The sequence below is a fragment of the Paenibacillus sp. GD4 genome, from assembly GCF_030846225.1.
Classification (GTDB): Bacteria; Bacillota; Bacilli; order Paenibacillales; family NBRC-103111; genus Paenibacillus_G; species Paenibacillus_G silviterrae.
Map to the genome: position 1 here is coordinate 1,314,076 of NZ_JAVCYK010000002.1, position 25,089 is coordinate 1,339,164.

At 48.3% G+C, this 25,089-nt stretch carries 20 protein-coding genes and 1 pseudogene; 7 read left to right on the forward strand and 14 right to left on the reverse strand.

Annotated features, from left to right (window positions below; translation table 11 throughout):
• Positions 1-58: 58 nt before the first annotated feature.
• The 3 genes from RAC89_RS28725 to RAC89_RS28735 all read right to left on the reverse strand — a co-directional run bounded on the left by RAC89_RS28725 (position 59) and on the right by RAC89_RS28735 (position 7,279).
• The gene (locus tag RAC89_RS28725; protein WP_306617111.1) at positions 59-5,782 is read right to left on the reverse strand and encodes an S-layer homology domain-containing protein; all 5,724 of its coding nucleotides are present in this window, start codon (positions 5,780-5,782) and stop codon (positions 59-61) included.
• Positions 5,783-6,125: 343 nt separating this feature from the next.
• Complete coding sequence (locus tag RAC89_RS28730) at positions 6,126-6,638, reverse strand: GNAT family N-acetyltransferase (protein WP_306617112.1); 513 nt, start codon at positions 6,636-6,638, stop codon at positions 6,126-6,128.
• A gap of 77 nt (positions 6,639-6,715) precedes the next feature.
• Positions 6,716-7,279 (reverse strand): SF0329 family protein, encoded by a 564-nt coding sequence (locus RAC89_RS28735; RefSeq protein WP_306617113.1) that lies wholly within the window; start codon positions 7,277-7,279, stop codon positions 6,716-6,718.
• Positions 7,280-7,505: 226 nt separating this feature from the next.
• Here RAC89_RS28735 and RAC89_RS28740 point away from each other — a divergent pair, with 226 nt between their 5' ends.
• Positions 7,506-7,796 (forward strand): transposase, encoded by a 291-nt coding sequence (locus tag RAC89_RS28740; protein ID WP_218094447.1) that lies wholly within the window; start codon positions 7,506-7,508, stop codon positions 7,794-7,796.
• Positions 7,778-8,680 carry an IS3 family transposase gene (locus RAC89_RS28745; RefSeq protein ID WP_306616152.1) on the forward strand — a complete coding sequence of 301 codons (903 nt, stop codon included), beginning with the start codon at positions 7,778-7,780 and terminating at the stop codon, positions 8,678-8,680. The genes RAC89_RS28740 and RAC89_RS28745 overlap by 19 nt, the downstream gene beginning before the upstream one ends.
• A gap of 27 nt (positions 8,681-8,707) precedes the next feature.
• Here the strand turns inward: RAC89_RS28745 and RAC89_RS28750 are convergent, their stop codons facing one another.
• Together RAC89_RS28750 and RAC89_RS28755 are read right to left on the reverse strand one after the other, a co-directional pair.
• Positions 8,708-9,274 (reverse strand): MerR family DNA-binding transcriptional regulator, encoded by a 567-nt coding sequence (locus RAC89_RS28750; RefSeq protein ID WP_306617114.1) that lies wholly within the window; start codon positions 9,272-9,274, stop codon positions 8,708-8,710.
• A gap of 241 nt (positions 9,275-9,515) precedes the next feature.
• The gene (locus RAC89_RS28755) at positions 9,516-10,043 is read right to left on the reverse strand and encodes a histidine phosphatase family protein (protein WP_306617115.1); all 528 of its coding nucleotides are present in this window, start codon (positions 10,041-10,043) and stop codon (positions 9,516-9,518) included.
• A 314-nt stretch (positions 10,044-10,357) separates the two neighbouring features.
• On the opposite strand from RAC89_RS28755, the pseudogene RAC89_RS28760 reads away from it, so the two are divergent.
• A pseudogene (locus RAC89_RS28760) lies at positions 10,358-11,581 on the forward strand (IS110 family RNA-guided transposase).
• 212 nt (positions 11,582-11,793) lie between these two features.
• Here RAC89_RS28760 and RAC89_RS28765 read toward each other — a convergent pair.
• From RAC89_RS28765 to RAC89_RS28775, 3 genes are all read right to left on the reverse strand, one after another.
• Positions 11,794-12,408 (reverse strand): histidine phosphatase family protein, encoded by a 615-nt coding sequence (locus RAC89_RS28765; protein WP_306617116.1) that lies wholly within the window; start codon positions 12,406-12,408, stop codon positions 11,794-11,796.
• Between the two features lie 270 nt (positions 12,409-12,678).
• On the reverse strand, positions 12,679-13,269 hold the full coding sequence (locus tag RAC89_RS28770; protein WP_306617117.1) for a GyrI-like domain-containing protein: 591 nt from the start codon (positions 13,267-13,269) through the stop codon (positions 12,679-12,681).
• Between the two features lie 80 nt (positions 13,270-13,349).
• Positions 13,350-14,249 (reverse strand): phosphotransferase family protein, encoded by a 900-nt coding sequence (locus RAC89_RS28775; RefSeq protein WP_306617118.1) that lies wholly within the window; start codon positions 14,247-14,249, stop codon positions 13,350-13,352.
• A 269-nt stretch (positions 14,250-14,518) separates the two neighbouring features.
• Between RAC89_RS28775 and RAC89_RS28780 the strand changes: the two genes are divergently transcribed.
• The 3 genes from RAC89_RS28780 to RAC89_RS28790 all read left to right on the forward strand — a co-directional run bounded on the left by RAC89_RS28780 (position 14,519) and on the right by RAC89_RS28790 (position 16,636).
• Entirely contained in the window at positions 14,519-15,229 is a 711-nt protein-coding gene (locus RAC89_RS28780) for a Crp/Fnr family transcriptional regulator (RefSeq protein ID WP_306617839.1), read from the forward strand.
• A 220-nt stretch (positions 15,230-15,449) separates the two neighbouring features.
• Positions 15,450-15,989: a DoxX family membrane protein gene (locus tag RAC89_RS28785; RefSeq protein ID WP_306617119.1), complete on the forward strand. Its 540-nt coding sequence runs from the start codon at positions 15,450-15,452 to the stop codon at positions 15,987-15,989.
• Between the two features lie 320 nt (positions 15,990-16,309).
• Positions 16,310-16,636, forward strand: a complete 327-nt coding sequence (locus tag RAC89_RS28790; protein WP_306617120.1) for a YnfA family protein — start codon at positions 16,310-16,312, stop codon at positions 16,634-16,636.
• Between the two features lie 68 nt (positions 16,637-16,704).
• On the opposite strand, the gene RAC89_RS28795 is transcribed toward RAC89_RS28790, so the two are convergent.
• The gene (locus RAC89_RS28795) at positions 16,705-19,149 is read right to left on the reverse strand and encodes an EAL domain-containing protein (protein ID WP_306617121.1); all 2,445 of its coding nucleotides are present in this window, start codon (positions 19,147-19,149) and stop codon (positions 16,705-16,707) included.
• A gap of 190 nt (positions 19,150-19,339) precedes the next feature.
• Positions 19,340-19,693 (reverse strand): VOC family protein, encoded by a 354-nt coding sequence (locus RAC89_RS28800; protein ID WP_284646339.1) that lies wholly within the window; start codon positions 19,691-19,693, stop codon positions 19,340-19,342.
• 188 nt (positions 19,694-19,881) lie between these two features.
• Here RAC89_RS28800 and RAC89_RS28805 point away from each other — a divergent pair, with 188 nt between their 5' ends.
• A complete protein-coding gene (locus RAC89_RS28805; RefSeq protein ID WP_306617122.1) occupies positions 19,882-20,418 on the forward strand; it encodes a class I SAM-dependent methyltransferase in 537 nt (178 codons plus the stop codon).
• A gap of 26 nt (positions 20,419-20,444) precedes the next feature.
• Here the strand turns inward: RAC89_RS28805 and nagZ are convergent, their stop codons facing one another.
• From nagZ to RAC89_RS28825, 4 genes are all read right to left on the reverse strand, one after another.
• Positions 20,445-21,692 (reverse strand): beta-N-acetylhexosaminidase, encoded by a 1,248-nt coding sequence (nagZ, locus tag RAC89_RS28810; protein WP_306617123.1) that lies wholly within the window; start codon positions 21,690-21,692, stop codon positions 20,445-20,447.
• Positions 21,693-21,787: 95 nt separating this feature from the next.
• The gene (locus tag RAC89_RS28815) at positions 21,788-22,696 is read right to left on the reverse strand and encodes an NAD(P)/FAD-dependent oxidoreductase (RefSeq protein ID WP_306617124.1); all 909 of its coding nucleotides are present in this window, start codon (positions 22,694-22,696) and stop codon (positions 21,788-21,790) included.
• Positions 22,697-22,817: 121 nt separating this feature from the next.
• Positions 22,818-23,225 carry an RrF2 family transcriptional regulator gene (locus tag RAC89_RS28820; RefSeq protein ID WP_306617840.1) on the reverse strand — a complete coding sequence of 136 codons (408 nt, stop codon included), beginning with the start codon at positions 23,223-23,225 and terminating at the stop codon, positions 22,818-22,820.
• 142 nt (positions 23,226-23,367) lie between these two features.
• A complete protein-coding gene (locus RAC89_RS28825; RefSeq protein WP_306617125.1) occupies positions 23,368-25,077 on the reverse strand; it encodes an ABC transporter permease in 1,710 nt (569 codons plus the stop codon).
• Positions 25,078-25,089: the final 12 nt, after the last annotated feature.

Consider the following 25,089-nt stretch of genomic DNA (forward strand, 5'->3'; position numbering starts at 1 on the left):
TTCCTTCTTAGATTACTATGCCTGTTTGAGGGATAACAACGTTATCGACCGAATGCTTCTAATCGATCAATCCGGACTTATGAAGCAATCTCTGCAAAATCACCGCGGCTTCCGCTCTGCTTATCGGAGCACCGGGGTCCAGGAGGTTCCCGTCCCTTCCGTCGATAAGACCAGCTTGCAAGCAATCGGCCATCGCATTCACCGCCCAGGCAGATACCTCCTCACGGTCTGCGAAACGGTTCAACAGCGCCACACCGTTCGAATGCTCGAGCGAAGCCGCCAGCCCCGTGATGGACATAGCCTTTGTCAGCATCGACATCGCCTGCTCGCGACGGATCACTTCCTCCGCTCGGAATGTGCCGTCCTCGTAGCCGCTGATCAGCTTGTAAGCATAGGCGGTATGAACTGCTCCGCTGTACCAATCCGTTTCCGATACATCCGGGAACCGGTCTGCGGCTCCCCTTTCGGGCTTTAAGCCCAAAGCCCTTATCAGGATCGCGGCGAACTCTCCTCGTGTGATGGAGCGGTCCGGTTGAAACTGCGCCTGCCCTGTCCCTTGAATCACCATTCGCGCCGCCATATCTTGTACCTTGCTCTTCGCCCAATGCCCTTCCATATCGTCGAAGGTGATCTGGTGGGAAATGACGGCATACGTACTGTTCGTCAAGCTGCTCATTTGGGCGTAATACTTGCCGTCGTTCATCACAAGCCGGGTTGGCACGTGGCGTACCGAACCGTCGGCTTCCACCACAACACCGGTTGCGATGCGGCCTGCTCCAATACCTTCCGGAATCGCGATCGTTCTTTCTACGTAAGTCCCGAACCTGGAGATTTCAACCGTCTTCTCCCCTCTAACCCCCTTAACTGTAAAATGAAGCGGTTCGGCTACCAAGGTGAAGCCGCCGCCGGCTGCCGCATCCTTCACCAGCTTCACCATGCCTGCGGAAGGCTTAGCAATCTCGATCTGTACCTTTACGTCATCAAGCTTCGTGCCTGAGCCGAATTGCTCCAAAAGCGCCTGAAGAGGGAGCTGCTGCACAGGTAAAGCATAAGCAGCCTGCTCCGATACAAGCTCAAGAACTGCCTGCTTTTGCTCCAGGAGGCGCAGCTGGTCACCGTTAAACTCGCCAATGACGACATCGGACTTCGTGCTGACCGGGATGTTAATCGCAACACCCATGCCACCCGCCTCAAGCTGCTCCTCCAGCTTCCTGTGGTTGAGGGTAACGGTTGTGACGGACTGTCCGTTCACTGTCGCCGTCGACTCCAACACCCGAGGTTCCCCGTTACCGCTCGGTATAGGGGCCGGGGGGGCAGAAGTCATAGGCATTTCATTGCGGCCGCCTTCGCTCGTATCATCATCCTCAGATACCATTGGCGGAGCTATCGGAATAACGGCATTGGAAGGCGCGGAAGGTGCACTGCTTCCTTCATGGTTAAGCGCCGTAACTGTGAACGTATAGGATGTGCCGTTCATAAGACCCGTTACAGTGATCGGACTGTTTGTTCCGGTTGCTGTAATCATGCCGGGTGACGAGACCACCTTGTAGCTTTGTATCGGACTGCCGCCGTCACTAACCGGAACGCTAAAGCTGATAATCGCTTGACCGTTCGATGCAGCTGCCGTGACGGCAGTCGGAGCCCCCGGCACCGTCTTCGGCGTAGCGCTTACTTCATTGGAAGCCTCACTCAAGCCTCCCGGTCCTACAGCTTTCACAACGAAGTAATAGGTTGTTCCGTTCGCCAATCCCGCTGCTTCGTAGCTGTAGACAGAACCTCCGACAGTCGCCGCCGCAGTCCCATACGCACCCGATCCGGTGCTCAAGAATACTTGGTATGCCAATGAGCCTGCTACTGGCTCCCAGCCGAGCTGTACGTGGCCATTGCCCGGCACCGCCGATTTCAGCAGCGGAGCTCCCGGCGAAGGCACCAGCGGAGTTGCGCTTACTTCATTGGAAGGCACGCTCTCACCTCCGTCCCCCAAAGCCCGGACAACGAAATAGTAGCGATTCCCATTCGTCAGAGCTTCCGCCCTGTAGCTGTACACAGCCTCTCCTACTGTCGCAATCGCCGTTCCATAGGAGCCGGATGTCAGACTGCTGTAGATCCTATAACCCGCCGCTCCGTTGACCGGCTCCCAGCTTAGAGTTACAGCTCCATCTCCAGCGATGGCCGGATGAAGCTCAGGGGGTTGCGGAGCCGTTGCCTGCAAGTAAGGACTAAGGACCTCTACAAGCCGATTTGCTATCTTGACGTGTCCGGCTTTGGACGGATGCAAGCTGTCGTGGAAGTCGGCTGAAGGATAAGTTGCAACCCAGCCTGTCGTATCGACATAATGCACCCGGTCATCCCCGGCGGCAATTCTGCTGTTCACTGCAGCCAGCGTGGGCGCTGCCTTGAAGCCGCCGAGCGTACGCAGCACGAACACATGAGCATGCGGGTATTTTACTCTAATTTGCTGCAAAAAGGTCGTGTACGTGCTCTCGAAATCATTGTCCGTCACATTGAATTTGGCATCGTTCGTTCCGAGATTGATAACAATCGCATCCGGCCGGTACGTATGAAAGTCCCAGCTAGGGGAAGCCGGATAGTCGCCGGTCTGAAGCTTGAAGTATTGTTCACTCATTCCGAGCGAATTCGGTGCATAACAGGACACACCCGTTTGCAGGCAAATCCCGGTATAAGCAATCTGCGTGTGATCCGCTCCAAGCTGCTCACCGGCAAGCCAGGCGTACGAAGAAAGCGACACCTCCGGCGTTGTATAGCCGACTGTAATAGAGTCGCCAATGAACTCTATCAGCTTGCTTCTGGGCGTGGTTCTTGTTGTCGTTGCTCCGCTATCCAGCAGAAGTCCTTCGAAGACTAAGACATCCTGGATATCCTTGGAAGCCAGTGTCAGCGTATGCGTACCTTCCGTCAGCGGCACCGGTGTCAGACGGACCGTGCCGTTCACATTCGTATACGGGACGTAAGGACCGTTATCCAGCTTGGCATAAAGATTAGCTGCAGCTCCCAGCTTGACTGACACATTCGTCCCTGTAAAGCTGACCCGCAGCATGGCCCCAGGCCAGTAGCTGCTGGAGGCTCCCGCAGTGCTTCGGTCCCATCTTCCGATATATTGAATGTGGGCATCCGTATGCGCAATAGCCGTCCACTGCTTAGGTGCGGCGCTAACCTCCCGGGACGCTTCGCTTTCGCCGGAAGCATAAACCGCCTTAACGACAAAATAATAGGTCGTGCCATTCGTCAGGCCCTCCGCTAGGTAGCTGGCGGCAGGCGCGTTCACCGTTGCCAGCGGCTCTGCATAAGAAGCTCCTTCCATGCGTCTGAAAATCTTGTATTCGGTCGCACCCGGCACGGTATCCCAGCTCAGGCTAATTTCACCGTCACCGGCAATCGGTGCCTTCAGCTGCGGAGTCCCGATTCCTGTAACGGTCACCTCCGACTTTGCGCTCAGCTCGCCGTTCTGTGTTGTTGCAGTAATCGTAGCCGTTCCGGCACCGATTGCGGTAACCAAACCGCTGCTGTTCACTGTTGCCACGCCGGCGTTGCTTGTCGTCCAGGTTACCCGTTTATGGGTTGTATTGGCAGGCAGCAGCGTTGCCGTCAGCTGCCCGCTTGTTCCGGCCAGAAGCTTAAGCTGACTGTGATCCAGTGTGATCTCGTCTGCCAGCACCTCAGGACCGTAAACCTCGAACTCCCATATGGAATAACCGTATTGCGTAGCCCTTACCGTACCGTACATCCTTACATAACGGGCATCCACTTCGCTAAATGTGATCTTCTCCAGTGCGCCCTTTCCGCCCGTTGTGCCATAGACCTTACTCCAGCTCTGGGCGTCATCGGATACCTGAATCTCATAGCTCTTCCCGTACGCAGCTTCCCAGTAAAGATGCACCTCGTTGATTCGCTTGCTTTCTCCAAGATCCACGTAGATCCAGCCCGGGTCAACTCCGCGCTTCGTTCCGGATCGAGTTGTGAAGCTGCCGTCAAAGGCAAAAGGTGCGGAGTCCTGGGCGTTATCATTGGACGAGATGACGGCCGGCTGCCTAAGCGCCAGATTCGTACGAGGTCTGGGTTCAGGATTCTGCACCGGTTTGATCGTAACGGGCCCGTGATAAGCCCGGTCCATAAAATTCATTTCATACAGATTCGTCGCAGGAACGCTCTTGCCCGGCATGTATACGTTCTCAAAAGTAACGCCGGTAATTAGCGCACCTTCCATGCCTTTCATTTTGATAATGCTTTCACCGGCATCGCGCACCGTTATGTTCTTGACGGTTACGCCGGTAATCGGCCCTACGCCATTGCCGCCGTTATTGACCGTAAACATCGTCATCCACGCGCTGTTGTCTTCGTTTTTACCGCTAATGTCTTCCACGTCCATATTCTCGAACGTTACGTTGCGTACCTCGCCTGTCCCGTATTTGTGGTGAACGGCGAAACCAACGGCAGCCTTATACACCACACCGTCCCTGAAGGTAATGTTATCCTGGTCCTGCATGACGCCCTGACCGATCTTGAAGCCATAACACAAGGTCCAGGCTATGGCATCCTCGAACAGCACATTGCGTACCGGTTCCGGGCTGCCCGGCCAAGGTACTTTGCCCGAGGCGATATCGGTATCTTCTTTCCAGGCCTTGGTCGAGTAGGGATCATCCAGGGCAATGCCGATCGAATTGCGCACGACGACATCCTGCGATTCGACGATATCGATCCCATCATTTTCGCCCATGCCAAGGCTGTTGAACATTTTAAGATTCGTGAATTTCAGGTTGTTGGAGCGCACCGGCATGACTGCCCAGGCAGCAGACTCACGGATCGTCACGCCGTCCATTACAAAGTTGGAAGTGGCAATCGGCACGATCAGATTGTTGATCATCCCTCTGTTATTAGTCGTTTTGTCATCGTGCAGCGCTTTCCCGTTGCCGTCAATCGTGCCGCGTCCGTATATTTTGATATTGGCGGAACCGAATTCGGTTGAAATCCACCAGGTTGCCGGTCGGCCCATTGAATCCTTAAACCAATGCTCAGTATAATCGGCTGTCTTCCCGGTTCCAATGAAAGCAGCTCCAGGCTGCATATAGAGGGCCGTATTGCTTTTCAGCACCAGATTGCTTATGTAATATTCACCCGCAGGTACGTATACGATCCCTTGAACGCCACCCCCTTGAGCAGTTCCGTAGCTGCTGGCATCGTCAATCGCCTGTTGGATCGCCGCTGTCCTGGCGGCTACTCCCGTCTTGTCTCCATTGCCGGCAACCTGGTAGGGTGTTTGTGAAATATTATAAATTCCCGTTCCCGACGCAGCGGGCACATCCGTTTCCTGGGGATCTGCTGCGATCACCAGCCGAGTCGTCCGACTGTTCATGGAAACAATCAAATACTCATCCTTTTGGGTCGTAAAGGTCAGTGTGGTGCCTTCCACCTTGTCCGCTTTGATACCGAGCTTTTTCGGGCTGATCGTATACTCATGAACCTTATTTGTGTTCAGAATGGTTACCTCGTACGTCACAGGCCCTTCTGACATAGAAAAATGAGTATAGTCATAATCACTGTAGGCTTTGACCACAGGGATTTCGACCCCGTTGGCCTTGACCCTGTAATTCACCGACGCCTCGTACTTGGCGGGCTGACTGTAAGGAAAGATCGTTGCGGGCGCAGCTGTCGCCATCGGAGACGACAGAGTCATCGGCTCTGTCGCCGCCTTCGCGACTGAAAGAGGTGCCGTCAATATGACGACAAGTAGCAGCATCGTCAGCCATCGTTTCATTGTTGACATGTGTTCTTGCCTCCCTTTTCACATAAATTCATTGCTTCCCCCCGATTGAAACCCCTTTCAATAAATAGCCGGCGGGCAAGGTGGGGTAGAAAGAATTGCAGGAATAAGCATAGCAGACAACATGTCACTTTATAATGAGGTTACCTCTACATCGAGGGCAGGAATTCCCACATCCCGACATCTTCTATTATTTTTATCGAACGGTGCCTTGTACAATGAGAAATACCTTCCCCAGCCGAAGGATCGGCAAGGAAAGGTATCTATTCACCAATATACGATTTGGGTTGCCGCTGCAACTGCTCCCTGGTTAAATTCAACTATCGTTCGCTAGTTACATTAAGAATTACGGTTTACTTTTAGTGAGATATATTATTAAATCATCATCGACACGAACTGTATCACCAGGTGTGACGGGTTGTTCTTGATACATTACCCCTCTACCATCCGGTATATAGCCTCTTTTTGCATATAAACGTTGTGCACTGCCATAGCTTTTATAGAGGCCAACCCCAATCCCCACTGTTTTATATTTCTCGAATGCGATTTTCTCGATAGCATCCATTAAACAATTGCCGATCCCATGTTTCCGAAGCGGGGGTATAACATTAAAATCGTTTATTTCCGGAGTACCGTTCTCGACGAAATATGGATAGTGAGATGTAGTAAGGAGATGTAAACTTCCCGCAAACTGTTCTTGAAAAAAAGCAAGTAAGGTTATTCTTTCGCCTATTACGTTTTGATCCCAGCATCTAATGATATAATCCAAAGGTTTTCGAATCTTATGTTCAGTGAAAACCCGATATATTAGTTCTATATCTGCGGCTATCATTGGACGAATATTGATTGGGTTATTCATTAATGGACCCCTTCGCTCTAGTGCACTTAATCCATCATACACTGTTAAGTATTAAGGTGAAAGTGAGTTATTTACTTTCATAACGTACTAAGCCGCAGTTCAAAAAAATACTGTACAATTGGATGCTTTAACTTCATCTTCTCGGCCATGTTTAAAATTCTTTTTTTTCCAACTCTTCTGTCAACCAAAGCTAGAATATTCAATAAGATGTCATTGCTCTCTATGCTTTCCTCTATAGAAATGGATAAAAATCTATTAGCTACAACGATAAAATTTGATTTACTTAATGATGTCTGTGCTGACAAAAGCTCCTTTGCATATTCTGATATTTTTCTGCTTCTTGCGATTACTATTAAACGTTCCTCAGGAACAGTCCCTTTGGTATCTTTTCTGACCGCTTCAATTTCTTCATTGTTGATAGGAATCTGGATATCTGAATCATTCTTAATTTCCATCTCCGTCTGATACCATTTGATTAAGGTATCACTCATATTGAGTACTTTCTTTTTATCTACAGCAATATAACATAGTCCTGCTTTATCTGGTAAATAGCGGTAGCTGGTTGAAAGGTATTCGACTCTTCCATATAACGCAGGACAGAGAAAACTCTCCAGTTGTTGCTTCAATTTGCTCCAGGCCATTTCATCCTCCTATGTTTTTATATAATAAAATACCTATAGAAGCACTCATTCTATTTTCCATAATACACTAACCACCACATCGATCAAAAAGCAACCTTAAACCTTATCCCCTACACCAAAGACTCCACTCGGGTAGGTCAAATTGTAGTGGAGTGCTACTATAATTATGCAGTCGAAAAACACCCTCGTATGAAATAAAATGAAGATGACGAGGGGACGAGAGACAATGAAACGGTACGACAAAGTATTCAAAGATGAAGCAGTAAGATTGAGCGACGAGATTGGACCAAAGAAAGCTGCTGAGCAGTTAGGCGTAGCCTACCACACCTTGCAGGATTGGAGAAAGCGAAGAACTCTGCACGGCGACGGAGCGCATGTCGGAAGCGGACGTGCTTACCCATCTACCGAGAAGACTGCCCGTGAAATCGAATTGGAAAGAGAAATAGGCGAGTTGCGCCGCGCAAATGACATTCTCAAGGACGCACTCGGTTTTTTCGCATTAGACCGGAAGCGGTAAAGGCGTGCCAGCTCTATGCTTACATCCGTGAACGACGTGGCCGTTGGACCGTCAAGGAGATGTGCGAAGTACTGGCTGTCAGCGAATCGGGCTATTATCGTAGCTTGAAGCCAAGACCCAAACAGGAGCGGCAAGAACGCCTTCTGGTCAACATTAAAGAAATCATCGGGGAACATGAAGACAACAATAATTACGGTGTCCAGCGTATTTTGCTGGCGCTGTCACAAATAGATATTAAGACCAGCTACAGTACCGTCCGTCGGATTATGAAGATGCACGGCCTGCTGAAGAAAGTGAAGCGTCATCCAAATGGCATTACACGCGAGGATGCTGCAGCTCAAAAGAGCGAGAACCTGATCAAGAGAGATTTCAGTGCCTCAGCCCCCAACCAAAAGTGGCTATCAGATATCACGGAGGTTCCTTGTTCAGACGGCAAGTTGTATCTATCCGCCGTACTGGATTGTTTCAACGGAGAGATTGTAGGCATCGCCATGGACGACAACATGCGTAAGGAATTATGTATCCAAGCTTTCGAGAACGCCTGCAGGGCAAGAAGTGCTCGCGGAATGATTTATCATAGCGATCGCGGCAGTCAATTCACAAGCCGCGCTTTCCGAGAGAGCCTGGCTAAACGTGACGCCGTTCAAAGTATGAGCGGCACGGGGCGTTGTTATGATAACGCACGAATGGAAAGCTTCTTTGCTACGCTCAAGAAAGAAAAGCTGTACAAGATCAAGACCGAGTACTATCCGATGGCCTACATTAAATCGATCATCTTCAGATACATCATGGTCTACTACAATAGACGGCGGATCTACACCTCTAATCCGGGGGGCTGGCCGCCATCCATTTATCGCGAAAGAATGCTGTCGCAAGCAGCCTAGTAACGGGATGCCTGTATGAGTGTGTTTTCAAACTGCACTTTTATTGACAACTCCAAATCCTGCATTCTCCTTAACCCACTCTGCGAAAGTATACGGTTTGTGTCCTGTTACTTCCTCAACTGTCGACAAAATGGTAAAAGCAGATTTAGGCGGATTAAGGTGCCAACTAATCACGTAATCTATTGCATCCTCCTGAACACCCATTTTCCTCATCTGTTCACGTTCTTCTTCTTCAGTGTTTTCGATAAATTGAATTTCACGTCCAATAACCTCACTAATTATCCGAACTTTATCTTGAACCGACAAACTCTCAGGCCCTGTTAATGTGTATATTTTACCTGCATGACCTTCCTCAGTTAGTGCAGCCGCTGCGACTCTTCCAATATCGGCTTCATGAACAGAAGCAATTCGTGATCCTCCAAACAGATCTCGAACAACCCCCTCAGAGCGTATAGAGTTCGCCCATTTCCGTGCATTAGTCATAAATTCAAAGGCTTGAAGTTGAGTCCATGCCTTGATCAATCCTTTCTCCTCATAATAACGAATCGAACGGGCACTAACGCCAGTTATTTTTCTTACCTTTCCGATCTTCAAAACGATCACCTCATTGATTGGGAACGTTAGCCTTATTATAAAGCTTTACATTAATGTAAAGGTCAAGAAAAAAGATTAAATAAAAAAGAGCCCCTTAGGGGATGGCAATTAGTCAGTCATAACTCGTAGGATGTTGTTCGGTAGCGTAATATTTGCTGTGTTAAACTGCCCTTTAGCGTGCCGATCTGCCGCCAGATTATTGCGCTATCGTTCCCATTTAGCGTAATGCTGCTACTTACTTCTATTTGTAATACTCAATAATTGAAGCATGTGGAATTTCGCCTATTTCTCCTACCAAGGTACGAAAAGCCATGCCGTGTCCAGTAATAATCACCTTTTGATATTCAAGGTACTTATCAATTACCTTCTCTATCCGGTTCTTCAGAAGTTCCTTGGACTCCCAAAGTTTAGTTACACCTGGAGGATAGATTCCACTGTTAGCATCGTAATCATCCCCAAGTTCTTTAAGCCTTTGCAACGAATCATATTCAAATGTTAAGTCCGGTTGCCATTCCCTTAAGTCGAATTCAACCGATATTTCTAAACCAAGTTCCCTAGATAAAATAGCAGCCGTTTGAAGTGCTCTTGGGTATGGAGAAGAAACAATAATTTCTGCTTCTCTTAAACGTTTGTCTTTTGCTGTCAAAGTAACTTGGCTAACTCCTTTTCTCGTAAGAGGTACCAAATCCCGACCATGCCCCTTTAATTTATACTCTTCATTTATGTCCCATTGAGGTTCACCATGGCGAATGAGATAAAACTGCGTCATTAGAATTCCTCGCATATCCATTTTTTGTATTAATCTATTCGCCCTTGTATTGCACAATCCTGCCCGTTAGCCATCCATGCCCTGACGGGCACCACAGATGATGAAAATTTTGATGCGACGTTTTATACTATTCTTACGGCTGGTGAGGAAGGTCGTTAAGCTATGGTGTCGCGAACCCAACCGTTAGTCTGACTACGACGACCACGGTGCACCACGGTTTGTCGCTCCTTTTTAGGAAGCACGCGGGGTAGAGTAATCCTTTTCTGGTTGTTGCACCAGTCCTCAATTTTTATTGCCGTAGAAAGGTGAGCGTTATGGATGTCCTAATCGAGCGCGCTTGCGGTTTGGATGTTCACAAGAAGTCTATTACCGCTTGCGTCATGACCCCCGAAGGAAAGGAGATTAAGACGTTTCGTACACACACGGTTTTCCTGCTCGACTTGATCGACTGGATCAAGCAGCATCGTTGTACGCATGTGGCAATGGAGAGCACCGGCGTATACTGGAAACCGATCGTTAACCTGCTTGAAGCCGAGGAGATTCAGTTTCTTGTCGTTAACGCACAGCATATTAAAGCCGTTCCCGGCAGGAAAACTGATGTCAAGGATGCTGAGTGGATTTGTAACCTTCTTCGCCATGGACTGCTTAAGCCCAGTTACATTCCGGATCGCAACCAACGCGAACTCCGCGAATTGGTCCGTTACCGCCGCAGCCTGATTCAGGAACGCTCCCGTGAACACAACCGCGTCCAAAAGGTCCTAGAAGGCGCTAATATTAAGCTTGCTGCGGTTGTCTCTGACATTATGGGTGTAAGCAGCCGCGATATGATGAGCGCCATGATTGAGGGAGAAGAAGATCCAGAAAAGCTGGCTACCTTCGCTCGTCGGACGCTCAAGAAAAAGAAGGAAGAGCTGGAACTGGCCTTACGGGGTAACATGAGCCCTCACCAACGGATCATGCTGAAAACCATGCTAACCCATGTCGATTTTCTGAATGAACAAATTCTTGAGTTGGATCTGGAGGTAGCCAAACGGCTCGACCCTTTTTCACAAGACATTGAGCGCTTAGACACCATTCCCGGAATTGGCCGACGTACGGCGGAACAAATCTTAGCCGAGGTAGGAACGGACGTTGGTTCACGATTCCCTACTGCCGCTCATCTCTGTTCATGGGCAGGGCTCGTGCCTGGGCAGAATGAAAGTGCCGGTAAACGAAAATCCTCGTAAACACGCAAAGGCAACAAATATCTCCGAGCGGCACTGATCGAAGTTGCCCACTCCGTATGCAGATCCGACAACTACTTGGAGCTCAGTACCGGCGCATTGCCGCCCGAAAAAGGCCGACATCGTGCAGCTGTAGCTGTCGCCCACTCCATCATGGCTATTGTTTATTACCTTCTCACACGTAAAGAAGATTACAAAGATTTAGGCGGGCATAACTTTGAACAGCGACAACAAGAAATGATCGTAAGACAAGCCGTACGTAGGCTCGAGAATCTTGGGTTTCAAGTCGCTCTATCTACCCCGGAAGCCTCTTAACGTCCCAATGTCCCATAAATCTCGTTGAAGCACAGTTTTTAAAAAACATAAAAGCTGGGCTCAGTTTCGTGCTGCCATTTTTGGTTTGTGCTAAGAGTAATTTTCGGGGTAGCTCAACGATTAATTAAATCTCAATCCAGCTCATTGTAAGATTACAATCTCCAGTGCCACGTTTAGACCATCGTTTGAATTGGATTTAGTTAATTTGCCATTCAATACGCTTCCAAGTGCCGGGCATCATTATACTTTATAAGTGACCAAGTTTTGTCTTCGTGTTGCGACCAGTGCGTAATGGACGTATGGTTTGTTTGAAATCCCACCTTCGGCATCTCAAAGGTGTTTAATCCGAAAAAATACTGGAACGAGCAATCGATCACTCCCCCATGACAGACTATCGCAATGGTCTTTCCCTCGTATTGAAGACAAATCCGTTTAAGGGCTGTACCTACACGCAAAACAAATTGAGGCCAATTCTCAGCTCCGGGGGCTATCAAGGCAAACGGATTCCGCTTAGGGTTATGTAAAGTCAGGAGTTCGTCCAAACTCTCCTTAAACATGCCGAGTGCTTGACCAGGCCGCATCTCTTGAAATTCATCATCCGGAACAATAGTGACATCTAATCCCTCGGCTAGTATCTCTGCTGTCTGCTTCGCTCGAAGAAATGAGCTAGCTATCCAAATATCAGCTTGGATTTCCCCTGATCTAACTAACCGATCCCTCAGCTTTATAGCCTGAGCCACTCCCGTCTCTGTTAATCCATAATCGTTAACGATTCCATCATTTACAATACAAGACTCGCCATGTCTTATTAGGTAAAGCTGTGTCATTGACTCCATCCCTCCATTTAAAAAATTATAAACATAAGCTATCTTAAAAGTTGTTTTATGATCTTGCGAAGCCCGTATATTACCCTTGTGCAGTACTACTACCAAATAGCGCGAGCCCTATGACTATACCAGATTTAAACATTGTCTGGTTGCTTCTTTATTGCATCAAAAAAAGGGGCAGTTGCTCCACAATCCGCTCTTTTGTTCGGTTCAACTATCGTTCTTCGTTAGATTAAACTTGACCTATTGGCTTTAAAGTTTTTCACTTACTTATTCTCCAACTTGTAGTCTAACAATAGTTTCCCATCTATGCGCCGGGTTGCAACCCGGCTGGTTTAGATACACCTCGCGTCTGCCGCCCGAAACTTTATATCCGTGGCTTTCAGCGTAATTTTTCAGTTCCTCGACGGTTTTCATAGACTCACGATAGTGCCCGACATGGAGCTTTTGAATGCACAAACCTTGTTTATAGGTGACAAAATTCGTTGCAGGGACAATTTCATCACGGTATCTCGTCTGTACACATGCACTTGCTTCATCATACATCTCGAATGTGATAACATCCGGCACCTGCATCATTTGAGTGTATGACCACTCATCCTCGCCAATGTTTTCGTGCCATACAATTTCGTGCGGCATGAGCTTGAATTGATACCCACTTCTTTCCTTCGTGATTCTTTTGAGCTGATTTACCGTCTTCCACACTACCCAATGCTCTTCTTCAGGCTGCCCTAATGAGTTCAGCTTTCCCTTACCTTCTTGAACAATAAAATGTAACGACGGTACTTCCACTTCCTCAATAGCACCCGGCTTCAAATGGTAGACGGATCTATAAAGCTTACGATTATCGTTCACTTTCATCGGAGTCGCCCTTTCCAAATTACAATTCCTTTGACAAATATATTTTTTGGTTCTTTAGATAGCCCGAATCGCTAACTGCCCTACAGCAGCACACTCTCATTTAAAAATCGATTTTCCCTGACGATTTTTCTAACCTTTCTCATCGTATCGGCTTGTTTGGGCACTCCAGCGATTCGGTCGAGCAGCAGCCACCTCAGGCAGGCAAGCGCTTCAAAAATCTCCAACTCTCCCGTCGCTACAGGCATTTCCTCTTGATATTTGTACAAAAACGTAAGGCTTTTGCTCTCGCTCATATAGATACGCAGAAGCAGACAAGCCCATGACAGATCATACCTAGGGTCCCCCAGTTGCCCGTTCGTCCAATCGATCACTGTGTATTGTCCATTCTCTTCTAGAATATTTCCTAAATTGAAATCGCCGTGAATAACCCGGTCCATTTTCATATCAGCGGAAGCGACAAGACGGATCAGTTCCTTTTCCATCGCCGGAAACTCCTCGATCCCCGAGAAAAAATACCCAACAAAATCATACCTAGCTATCTCCCTACCTTCCAAACCATCTGGAGGCAGCCGGTGAATGTCGGCTAAAACAGCGGCAATTTTCTTAAAAATGCTCGGACTCACCTTCGTAACTGTAGTGCCGTGATAGCGAGTCAGCAGCACACCTTCCCCAGTTTCGGTGCGCCCATAACCGATCGGCTCGGGTACGCGGATTCCCTGACGGCAAAGAGCTTCCAATAGGCGATATTGGCGCAGAACGTTGGGTTTCGAACGTTTGTTCCACACCTTCAGAACAAAATGCTTCTCCCCCTGCGTGATCTTAACCACATCCGCCTCAAGTCCCGGCGATAGTGGACTAAGCGTAAGTTCGACCCCTGAAGTAATCAAGTTGCTCAAAATTGGAGTTGTTTCATGCCATTCAATTCCCGCTAAGAAGTCATTCATGGGGTTTTCCGCTACCTTACCTTCAAATTGTTTCATATCTCACCTCTGGTGATTTATTCCTTTCAGAGAATTCAACATTTTGCTGCGTTATCCTGCCCCTTAAAGAAGCTGCCTTCATTCCTAGATAAAATAGTATAGGGGAAATCCCTGATCACCCGCTAAGGGAATCACCACTGATACGTGTGATTTTCCTCACACCAGAATAGGGATTCTCCCCCCTCAATAATCAGGTGATGCCCCGATGTGAGAAAGATCACATCCGTTATATGATTAGTGTAACGAAATCACCTGAGGGGGAAACGGCGATGGCAGCAGCGGCACAGCAATTGAACGGAATTTTGGATATCATCTCGGCGGAAAGCTTCGAAAAGCTTAAGAGCATCATGTACATGAAAGAAATTGAGAAGGGTTCCTACCTTTTCTGGGAAGGTGACCAGACGGATAAGCTTTACTTTATCATGAACGGGCAGGTTAGGACGACGAAAACAACCGACAGCGGGAAGAGCCTTACGATGTATTTACATTTAGCAGGCGACTTGATTGGACAAATGGATCCATTCAAGGATTCCGTTCACACTTTTAGCGCGGAAGCGATGAAAGACAGCAAAATCGGTGTCATTCAGCGTAAAGACCTCGAGATTCTGCTGTGGCAGCACGGGGATCTGGCGGTAGAGTTCATGAAGTGGATGGGGCTGATGCACCGCCTGACGCAGACCAAATTCCGCGATTTGATGATGTTCGGAAAAACCGGTGCTCTTTGCTCGCTGCTGATTCGTTTAACCAACTCCTACGGGGTGCATCGCAAGAACGAAATTTTCATCGAGCTCAAAATTAATAATACGGAAATGGCAGATATGATCGGCGCCACAAGAGAAAGCGTCAACCGCATGCTGAGCGATCTGAAGAAGGATGACATCATCGGGTATGAGGACGGACATGTTGTCATTAAGGACTTAGCTTATCTGCGAGACGTTTGCCGCTGCGAAAACTGTCCGAAAGAAATCTGCAGGATGTAAAAGCGACTCACAACCGTATTTCTTAATTATTCCAGCTTGTGAGGTTAATCACATCAAACCAACCTAGACCATGATAAAGTAAAGGTGTAAGGAAGATAGAAATCGCAAACAGAGAGGAACATATCAAATGAACCAGGTAAAACGATCTCGATCTCTCAATAAATAGTATTTTAATCCGTATTGTGATTTTTTCACTACCTAAACTTAGGAGATGATTGTCATGATGACGAAATGGCTTAGAGAAAATAAATACGCGGCAGGGCTTCTGCTCTTTGTCCGGTTGTATCTAGGATATCAATGGCTGACTGCAGGATGGCACAAATTGACCGGCGGATTCGATGCCGGCGGGTTTTTGAAAAATGCAGTCGCCAAGCCAATTGTCGATAAAGCCACTAACGAGCTGGTCTACCCGACCTTTACCGCGTTCGTCCAAAACTTTGCAATGCCAAACGTAAAAATCATCAACTTTATGATCCCCCTCGGGGAATTCTTGGTCGGTCTTGGATTGATTCTCGGCGGTCTGACTGCCGCAGCTGCCTTCTTCGGACTCCTAATGAACTTCATGTTCATGTTTGCCGGTACGGTAAGCACGAACCCTTGGCTGATCCTCATCGGCGGCATTGTGTTCATGGCCGGCACCAACGCCGGACGATTCGGACTCGACTACTATCTGATGCCAATGCTGCGCAAGCTGTTCACGCCGCATAAGAAGGACGGCGCAACCGGTACCGGTGCGAAGCCTACCACAGCACATGCCTAATCCGAAAAAGAGACCCGCAGCAAAAAGCTGTGGGTCTTAATTTTTATATATCAAAAAGGGGGCGAGTTCTCTATCCCCTTACACTTTGAGCAGGTCTCGCAGCGGCGGCGCACAGCGCAAGACAGTTTAGCCCGGTGAGCCCCCCTTATCATTTACATCGTCTCCCAAATTACGTTATACTTCGAATAAAACTTAAAGCTACCTTTAAGTCAAGGGTGATTTTATCTGCGGGCTTAGCATTGGCCAGCTCGCGGCAAGGGCAGAAGTAAACTCATAATAATTGGAGAAGGAAAATACCGGCTCGTGTTAGGGGAATTTATATGCTGATGGCTGTATTCATATTTGTGCTTGCCGGCCTTGCCGAAATTGGCGGAGGGTACTTGGTTTGGTTATGGCTGCGGGAATCTAAGCCCATTTGGTATGGGATTGTTGGCAGTATCATTCTTATCTTATACGGGATCATTCCAACGCTGCAAGGCTTCCCATCGTTCGGGCGAGTCTATGCTGCATACGGCGGCGTGTTTGTGATTCTCGCTGTGCTGTGGGGCTGGGTTGTCGATAAAAAGACACCTGATTTGTATGATTGGATCGGGGCCGCTATTTGCATTATAGGTGTGTCCGTTATATTATGGGCACCGAGAAGCTAAGGGTTATAAACTAGGGAGCAGCTGCCGCGGCGGTCTGCTCCCTGGTTTTATACTCCATATCCAACACGTTAACTGGACGGCTTGTTCATTCTCATTGGAGCGAAGAAAGCTTCTTCCACCTCTCCCGCGGGCAAGGGACGGCTGTAATAATAGCCTTGAATCTCCTTGCACTGATTATCCATTAGAATATCCAGCTGTTCCTTTGTTTCAATCCCTTCAGCGATCACATCCATTTTCAAATGCTGAGCCATCGAAATGATCGTCGCAACAATGGCCTTATCGTTCTGATTCACGGTAATATCCCGAATGAAAGAACGATCGATTTTGAGCTTATTGATCGGAAGAAGTTTAAGGTAGCTTAAAGAGCTGTAGCCCGTTCCGAAGTCATCCAAGCTGATTCGAATACCAAAGTCCGTCAATTCCTTGAGAATACTCGTTGAAACAGCAGCATCCATCATCATACTTTCCGTAATTTCCAGCTCAAGGTACTGAGGATCCAAGCCTGTTGAGTCAAGAATCTCTTTAATATATGTCGTTAAGTTCGGCTGATGAAATTGTTGGGAAGACAAGTTCACAGAAATCGGTATGAGCGGTCCTCCAGCGTTATGCCATTGTTTCATTTGCTCGCACGCCTCTTTGAGGACCCACGTTCCCAGTTCATAAATCATACCTGTTTCCTCAGCAATCGGAATGAACACCCCAGGTGATATAACCCCTCTAACCGGGTGCCTCCATCGAACTAAGGCCTCTATACCAATCATGCGACTGTCACTGGCACGTATTTGAGGCTGGTAAAAAAGAAACAGCTGCTCCCGGCTTATCGCTTGTCGCAAATCCGCCTCCAGCTCAATTTTCTCCAGCAGTTGTGTATTTAATGCCGCATCATAAAACTGATACCCGTTCTTACCGTTTTTCTTCACCTCATACATGGCGGCATCTGCATTCTTAAGCAGCTGCTCCGCATCATCACCGTCTGCGGGGTACTCTGCAATCCCGATGCTTGCGGTAACATAATAATCATTTTCCTTCAGGCGACATGGAATGCCAATCGCATCAATGACGCGCTCCGCTAAATGCGCAATGTCGTGTTTCTCGTACTTGCCATCGCACAGCAAAGTAAACTCATCCCCACCCATTCGTGCTAATGTCACTTTATAGCCCCGAATGCAATGTTCAATGCGGGCGCACATTTCCTTAAGAAACAAATCGCCATAGGTATGGCCAAGAGAATCATTAATCATTTTGAATCGATCGATATCCATAACCAGGACATAGAATCGTTCCGCCTTGCTCTCTATTTCCATTGAGAGTGCTTGATTGAACATTCGGCGATTGGGCATCCCCGTCAACTCATCATGGAAGGCAAGGAATTGCACCTTATCCTTAGCCTCCTTCTCCATGGTAATGTCTTTGGCAATAATATAGCTGCCAACGACTTCTCCCTCTCGAATGACAGGAATATTCTTGACGCTTAATTCAATCCGATGACCTTGCCTGTGTATAATGGCGGTCTGGTAGTTCTGTACCTCACCCTCCAAGGAGCGTAAGAACATTTCTCTAGTACGCTGCTGCTCTTCCGGAGCGATGAGAGGAAGAACCTGTTCAATTGTCTGGTTCCTGAATACGTCACCGGGTAAGCCGGTTAGCTCCATCACTGCTGCGTTATAGTCAATAATACGATAATTTGCGTCTATCGATAATATGGCGTCCTGATTGTTTTCAAATAAGGATTTATACCACTTCTCGTTTTCCTCAATCTCTGAATCTTTACGCGATAACCGATTGGAAATATAAATGCCGAATAAGGACAAGCCTAAGGTCAGAACCGTGCCGCCTGCAATCAAATAAGCTAACAATCTTTGATCAAGCACCATTCCATCCTGTGAGATCATTGTACTATTTGAATGAAAATGTGCTGCCACCATACCCACATAATGCATTCCGGCAACCGCCGCCCCCATAATAAGGCCGCTTCCAAGTTTCATCCATATATGACTTGGCCCGATCGTCTGCTTGAAATAAAAAGCCAGCCAAAAAGCGATGATGGAGGCAGCAACGGCAATCAGTACCGAAAGCACGACATAAAGGGGATTATACGTAATCCCAATTTGCATGGCTGACATACCGATATAATGCATCAGAGAAATACCGGTGGCCAGAAGCAGCCCTCCGCCAATCAACTGACGAAATTTCAAAACATTTTGTCCAACGATGAACAAAGCCCAGAATGAAGCCGCAATAACAGCTAACACAGAATAGATGACCATTGCTAAATCGTACGGAACCGAAACGTTAAGGGAAAAGGCTAACATTCCGACAAAGTGCATCGACCAAACGCCAAGACCCATGGCAACTGCACCAAATAAGATCCACAACCAGCGATAATAGCCTTTGGATGTGCTTATTCTTCCAACTAAATCCAGAACCGTATAGGAGGCGATAACAGCAACAGCATATGAGAATAACACTAACATCATATCGTATGTTCCATGCAATTCATGCTCGTGATGCACCTAATTACCTCTTTTCAATAATAATTTTGAAGAACAGAATATCTCCTATTTTCGACAAACCCCGACATTTCTCCTCTTATTTAAGTTCAAAGATCTTGTTAATAAAAATTAATCGTTTGGCGCGTCGTTAAATAAAACAAAAAGGAGCCGCGGTGAAGCAGCTCCAACCCTACAAAATATAGTTAAAATATCAATGATCGTGTGCTAGAATATTAACAAGCTTACCGAATGGATCACGGACATAGAAACGCCGAACGCCCCATGGCTCATCCACAGGCCCATATTCTATGGAAAATCCGGCATGCTTCATTCGTTCAAACGCAACATCGACATCATCCACTTCAATCGATAGATCCGGCGTAGTCGTATCGGAGCCCCCCTGTGAAGCAAAACTAACTTGAATGCTCATCTCCTCACTGGAACCGTATGTTCTAAACCAACCATGATCCATTAGTATTTCAAGACCAAGCACGTCATGGTAAAAGCGTGTAGCTGCCTCGATATTCTTCGTATTGATATTGGCAACAATTCGTTTGACCTTCATTTCAACTAATACCTCCATGAACAGTAAAATATCCCCATCATAATTTGAAGGAGAAATTCCCCAAGTAACGTCTAATAAAGAGAGAACGAAACATCGTCGCAACCATCATAGAAAAAGAGTCGCCTCAACTATTATGAAGACAAAGGAGAAATCTTACAATGTCGGAAAGCACTCTGCGGGAAAGTTGGTTGTTTTTTTATAAATATTTGCGCTATCCCAAGCAAATCGGCAGCATTATTCCCAGCTCGAGATATTTGGCCTCCGCGATGGTATCGGCGGTTGCGTGGGATGAGACCCGGCTGATAGCCGAATTAGGGGCAGGTACCGGTGCGGTGACGAAATATATCAGCAGTTCCAATATGACCGGAGCCCAAGTGGTTCTGTTCGAAAAAGATGATTATTTACGCGCAAAGCTTCAGCAGCAGTACCCGGAGCATGTATGCTTCTCCGATGCACTTCGTATCGGGAAAGAATTGGAGGCTAATGCTATGGGGCCGCTCGACGCCATCATCAGCGGTCTGCCTTTCTTTAATTTTTCAGAGAGCTTTCGAGAGCAGCTGCTTGTAGAAATCGAAGACTCCCTTAGACCGAACGGACAATTCATTGCCTTTCAATATTCGCTTCAAATGAAGAAAGCGCTTGAGCGAAGGTTTGAAATTGAGAATATTTCCTTGGTTCCATGGAATCTGCCTCCCGCCTTCATTTACAGCTGCCGCAAGAAATAACGGAAAACAGGGAGGCTCTTCCTTCGCTACCTCTTTAACGCGGCTTGAATATGCCGATTCAGCTCAGACACATTAGCGGGCGGGGTCGGTTCGTCCGATAGTTGAAAACTTGTCTTCAGCTTGGCAATTCGGTATACGCTGGCGTCGATCTCCTTTTGTGAAATTTGACCGCTTTGCGCAGCCGCCGTTAGGGCGTCAATCACGGCCTTTTGCTTCGCGGGGTCATGCCCGACAAGGACGATATCCGCACCGGCCGACACGGCTTTCACTGCTGCGGGACCGATCGCCATCGTCTTTCCGACGGCCTCCATCGTCATATCATCCGTTATGACAACTCCGTCAAATTTCAGCTCGTCTCGGAGCACATTTTGAATATCGAAGCTAGACATCGAAGCCGGCGTGTCCGAATCGAGCTTCGTCATAAGAATATGAGCGACCATCACGACCGGAGCCCCCTCCTTGATCGCCGAAGCGAACGGTACGAATTCGACGCTGCGCAGACGCTGCAGGTCGTGCTCCACCACCGGGAGCCCGTAATGAGAATCTACAGACGTATCGCCATGACCGGGAAAATGCTTCACAACGGGAATGACGCCTTGGGACTTGATCCCAAGCATTTCCTGCACGCCCATACCGGACACTGTTTTCGCTGTATTTCCAAACGCACGTTCACCGATGACCGGGTTGTTCGGATTCGTATTGACGTCCAGCACGGGTGCATAGTCCGTATTCAGCCCAACAGCCTTCATCGCTTCCCCAAGGGCGGTACCGACTTGATACGCGTACTTCGAATCATTCGTACCGCCAATGATCCTACTAGCGGGAAATGCCGTTATCTCCTTCGGCAAACGGGAGACGCGGCCCCCCTCCTGATCCGCACTCAGCAGCAGCGGCAACTTTCCCCCGGCATCACGGTTCGTTTGTTTCAGTCCATTCACCAGCTCGGACATTTGCTTCGAAGACACGACATTGTTGCTGTACAGAATGATTCCCCCAACGCGTCGTTCCTTAATCAACGATCTAATTTCCGGTTGTACGGCAGTGCCATCCAGGCCGACTACCACCATCTGGCCGATCTTTTCGGCCAAGCTCATACCGGCGACAAGTTCAGCGGTCGGGTCGGCAGGCTGAGGGGCAGGGGATACGGGATGGGCCGTTGCCGGAGGCTGCCCTCCAGGTGTAGAAGGCTCCGCTTGTTTTATTTTGCACCCCGTCAGAACCAGAATGATGCTGATTACTGCCGCACAAATGTAAAGGCTCCGCTGAACCCGCATAACAACTCCCCCTCTCCATAAAAAATTGTACTTCTAATAGTATGGACATGAATCGAGCTTCCTTAATCGTTCGAAGGTTCGGCCACCGCTATAATTTAAAGCGCCTGCCAATCCTCTTCCGCCAGATCAGCAACAACAGCCATTGCTGCTTTGCTGCCGGAGGATGCGGCGAATATCAATTGGGAAGGCATCACATAAGCCGAATCCCCTGCTGCGAATAGGCCCGGCACCGTCGTCCTTCCCATCTCATCGGTAATAATTCCTCCGTTGCTTGTTGTTTGATAGCCAAGGGCTTCCTCAAACCTAGCATTCGGAACGAAGGAGGGAGAGATAAAGCCTCCGCTTCTTTCAATAAACGTCCCATCTGTAAAATGCACCCGCTCCAGCATACCGTTTCGTCCGGAAAATGCGGCTACGGGAGTATCCACGATCCGGATGCCTCGGGATACAAGCTGCTCCCGCTGTTCTGAAGACAGCGTATCCCGGCCTCCCGTACACACGACCAGGTCCCGGCTCCAGCCTATCAGCAGCTTAGCCTTATGGAACACATCCGTTGTGTCCGAGACGATAACTAGCGGCTGATCGCGCAGCTCCCAACCGTCGCAGAAAGGACAATTGAACAAGCTTTTCCCGTAAAAATCGCGAAGCCCCTCAATCTCGGGAAATACCTCCTTGAGTCCGGCGGCCAAAATCAGCTTGCGCGCCTGCACGCGATCGCCTGAAGAGGTCAGCAAAGTAAAACCGAGCTCCGACCTGCGAATATCTGTCACCTCGGACGGCCAATGCCGGACGGAAGGATACTTTAGCACTTCCTCGTAAGCAATGCGACGAAATTCCGCCGGCCGAATCCCATCTCGTGTAATGAATCCGTGAGAGGCGTGTGTTACGCCATTCCTCGGCGCGCTATTATCAAACAATGCAACCTTCCGTCTCGCTCTGCCGAGCACCAGCGCTGCATTTAACCCCGCCGGTCCGCCGCCTATAATGGCACAATCATAGTTCATGTCCTTTCAATCCTCTCCTTGGTTACTTAAAAGACTTTATAGACATTTTATATCTACAATTAATCAAAGCTTAGCATTGCCCATCCTATGGACAATGCAATGGAGCTGCAAGCTCGGTGAGCTAGGTTTCCTTCAAAGCTGTAACCTCTTTCGCGAGCTCGAACAATTTGGTGTTTTTCAGTTGCCGCTCCATCGCTTCCTCAGCCTGCAGCATGACCTGATGGATCATACACCTTGAATCTTCACTGCCGCAGCACTCGAAAAGCGAGGCCGTGCCTTCCACTGCATGAATGATGTCCAGAAAAGAGATGTCCTCTTTCCTGCCTCTCAGCCGGTAGCCTCCGTTCGCCCCTGAAGCCGACTCAATGAGCCCCGCCTTTACCAGCTTCGTGAGTATTTTCGACAGGTATGTGGGCGAGACATCCTGCCTATCGGCAAGCTGTTGAACGCCTACCGGTTTGTCAGGCGTGAAGGCCATCAAATAAAGCATCGTGTGGAGGGCGTAGTTCGTTGCCTTTGAATATTTTATCCGTCCCACCCTCTTGGAATCAAAGACTTTATGTGTCTATAATAACCATAATAATTTCTACCTGTCAAGGAGAAGCAGCCTAGCCCAAAGAGGCCGTTCATCGGTTTAGACGATTGCAGCCTCTTGTCGGTTGATTATGATGCTAGGATTTACTTTTTCTTCCATAAACAAAATACAGCGTAAGGGTAGACATGATCATCAAGATGACGGAGTAAACCAGCGTTAACGCCTTGGTATCGGCCAGCGCCTGTGCATCCGTACTGTTCTTGATCACGATGCCGAGAGGCTGATACAAAGGATGATAAAGGAATACGGTAAGATCGTAATCCGCCAAAATCCCGTTAAAATTCAAGGCAAGTACGGCCAGCGTGGATGGTAGTATGATGGGCAGCAGCACCTTCCGGAACGTATAGAAAGGCTTGGCGCCCAAATTTTTCGCTGCATCCTCAAGATTATGGTCCAGGCTGAAGAAGGACGCTTTCACCATTCGGAGGGTAAACGGAATGTGCACAATGACATACGCAATGAACAGCATCCAGACCGTCCCTACCAAGATCGAGTTCCCGATAACCAGTCTCGGCGAGTTAAACGTCACGATAAGCCCGATGGCAATGAGCGTCGAAGGCAGCATCCATGGAATGAGGAGCGCATATTCCAGAGCCGTCGTCCACTTGTTCTTAAACTTATGCAAAATTCGTGACGCCGCTAAGGCCAGAGCCACCACAGCTACTGAAGCCGCTGCAGCATACACGATGCTCACGAGGTATGGCTTGAACGCAGACATGTTGGAGAATACTTGAATGTAATTGTTCAAGGAGAAGCTGCTCCAATGCAGCGTAGCCGTGGATATGCTGTGAGCATCCGTAAAGGAAAAGACCACAATCAGAACGACCGGTATGATATACAGCAGAAATAAGAAGTAAGCCAGCACGTGTGCGGCGATATTGGCCGCCTTATTGTTGATCTTCTGTTTGACCAGCTCCGATTTCACTTTGGAAACGGACATGAAGTTGCCCTTCCGCTCGAAACGGATCATGATGCTGAGCAAAATCAGCGTTGCCAGACCTAGGATGAGCGCCAGCAGTGCCGCCAAATCTCTCGAGGATACGCTGTTCGAGAAGGTGAGAATCATCGGTGTGATCGTTTGAAACTCGGTGCCTCCCAGAATCAACGGAGCCGAGGTAGCGGCTAGACCTGTAAGAAAGATCAAAATCGTAAGCGCGAACATCGTAGGCTTCAAGACCGGAAGCACAACACGCCAAAGGATGTAGAAGGTCGAGGCCCCCATATTTTTGGCCGCTTCGACCGTTTGATAATCGATTTTGCGTATAGCATTGCTTAGAAACAAGACATGGTTGGAGGTACAGGCGAAGGTCATCACGAAGAGTACCGCCCAGTAGCCGTGAAACCATGTCGCATCAAAGGCTGGAAACAAGCCGGAAAGGAGCTTGGTCATGAATCCGTTTTCACCGTAAACGAATTTATAACCCGACACCAGCACGACACCGCTATAGATCAGCGTAGTAAAATAGCCGAGTCGGAGTACGCCGGCCCCCTTGATATCGAAATACTCGGAGATCAGCACCAAAGTAACTCCGACAAGATTAACCGTAAAAACAAGAGATACGGCCAGAATAAAGCTGTTATACAAGCTTCTCATAGCGCGTTCGGATGACAGCAGCTTCTCTGCCGCTTCGAAGGAGAATTTCCCGCCCTTAAAGAAGATTTCATAATAAATATTGATATTCGGATAGATCAGGAAAGCAATGACAAACCAGGCAATCAGTCCGTAGAAAATCAGTGTGGTCGGATTTAGGGAGGCCAGGCTGTTTTTGATTTTTTCTGCGTTCACCACACATCCTCC

Bases quoted from the DNA above. Each gene is read 5' to 3' on its own strand.
- RAC89_RS28725 (WP_306617111.1), bottom strand. From the start codon at position 5,782: ATGTCAACAATGAAACGATGGCTGACGATGCTGCTACTTGTCGTCATA.
- RAC89_RS28730 (WP_306617112.1), bottom strand. From the start codon at position 6,638: ATGAATAACCCAATCAATATTCGTCCAATGATAGCCGCAGATATAGAA.
- RAC89_RS28735 (WP_306617113.1), bottom strand. From the start codon at position 7,279: ATGGCCTGGAGCAAATTGAAGCAACAACTGGAGAGTTTTCTCTGTCCT.
- RAC89_RS28740 (WP_218094447.1), top strand. From the start codon at position 7,506: ATGAAACGGTACGACAAAGTATTCAAAGATGAAGCAGTAAGATTGAGC.
- RAC89_RS28755 (WP_306617115.1), bottom strand. From the start codon at position 10,043: ATGACGCAGTTTTATCTCATTCGCCATGGTGAACCTCAATGGGACATA.
- RAC89_RS28765 (WP_306617116.1), bottom strand. From the start codon at position 12,408: ATGACACAGCTTTACCTAATAAGACATGGCGAGTCTTGTATTGTAAAT.
- RAC89_RS28770 (WP_306617117.1), bottom strand. From the start codon at position 13,269: ATGAAAGTGAACGATAATCGTAAGCTTTATAGATCCGTCTACCATTTG.
- RAC89_RS28775 (WP_306617118.1), bottom strand. From the start codon at position 14,249: ATGAAACAATTTGAAGGTAAGGTAGCGGAAAACCCCATGAATGACTTC.
- RAC89_RS28780 (WP_306617839.1), top strand. From the start codon at position 14,519: ATGGCAGCAGCGGCACAGCAATTGAACGGAATTTTGGATATCATCTCG.
- RAC89_RS28785 (WP_306617119.1), top strand. From the start codon at position 15,450: ATGATGACGAAATGGCTTAGAGAAAATAAATACGCGGCAGGGCTTCTG.
- RAC89_RS28790 (WP_306617120.1), top strand. From the start codon at position 16,310: ATGCTGATGGCTGTATTCATATTTGTGCTTGCCGGCCTTGCCGAAATT.
- RAC89_RS28800 (WP_284646339.1), bottom strand. From the start codon at position 19,693: ATGAAGGTCAAACGAATTGTTGCCAATATCAATACGAAGAATATCGAG.
- nagZ (WP_306617123.1), bottom strand. From the start codon at position 21,692: ATGCGGGTTCAGCGGAGCCTTTACATTTGTGCGGCAGTAATCAGCATC.
- RAC89_RS28815 (WP_306617124.1), bottom strand. From the start codon at position 22,696: ATGAACTATGATTGTGCCATTATAGGCGGCGGACCGGCGGGGTTAAAT.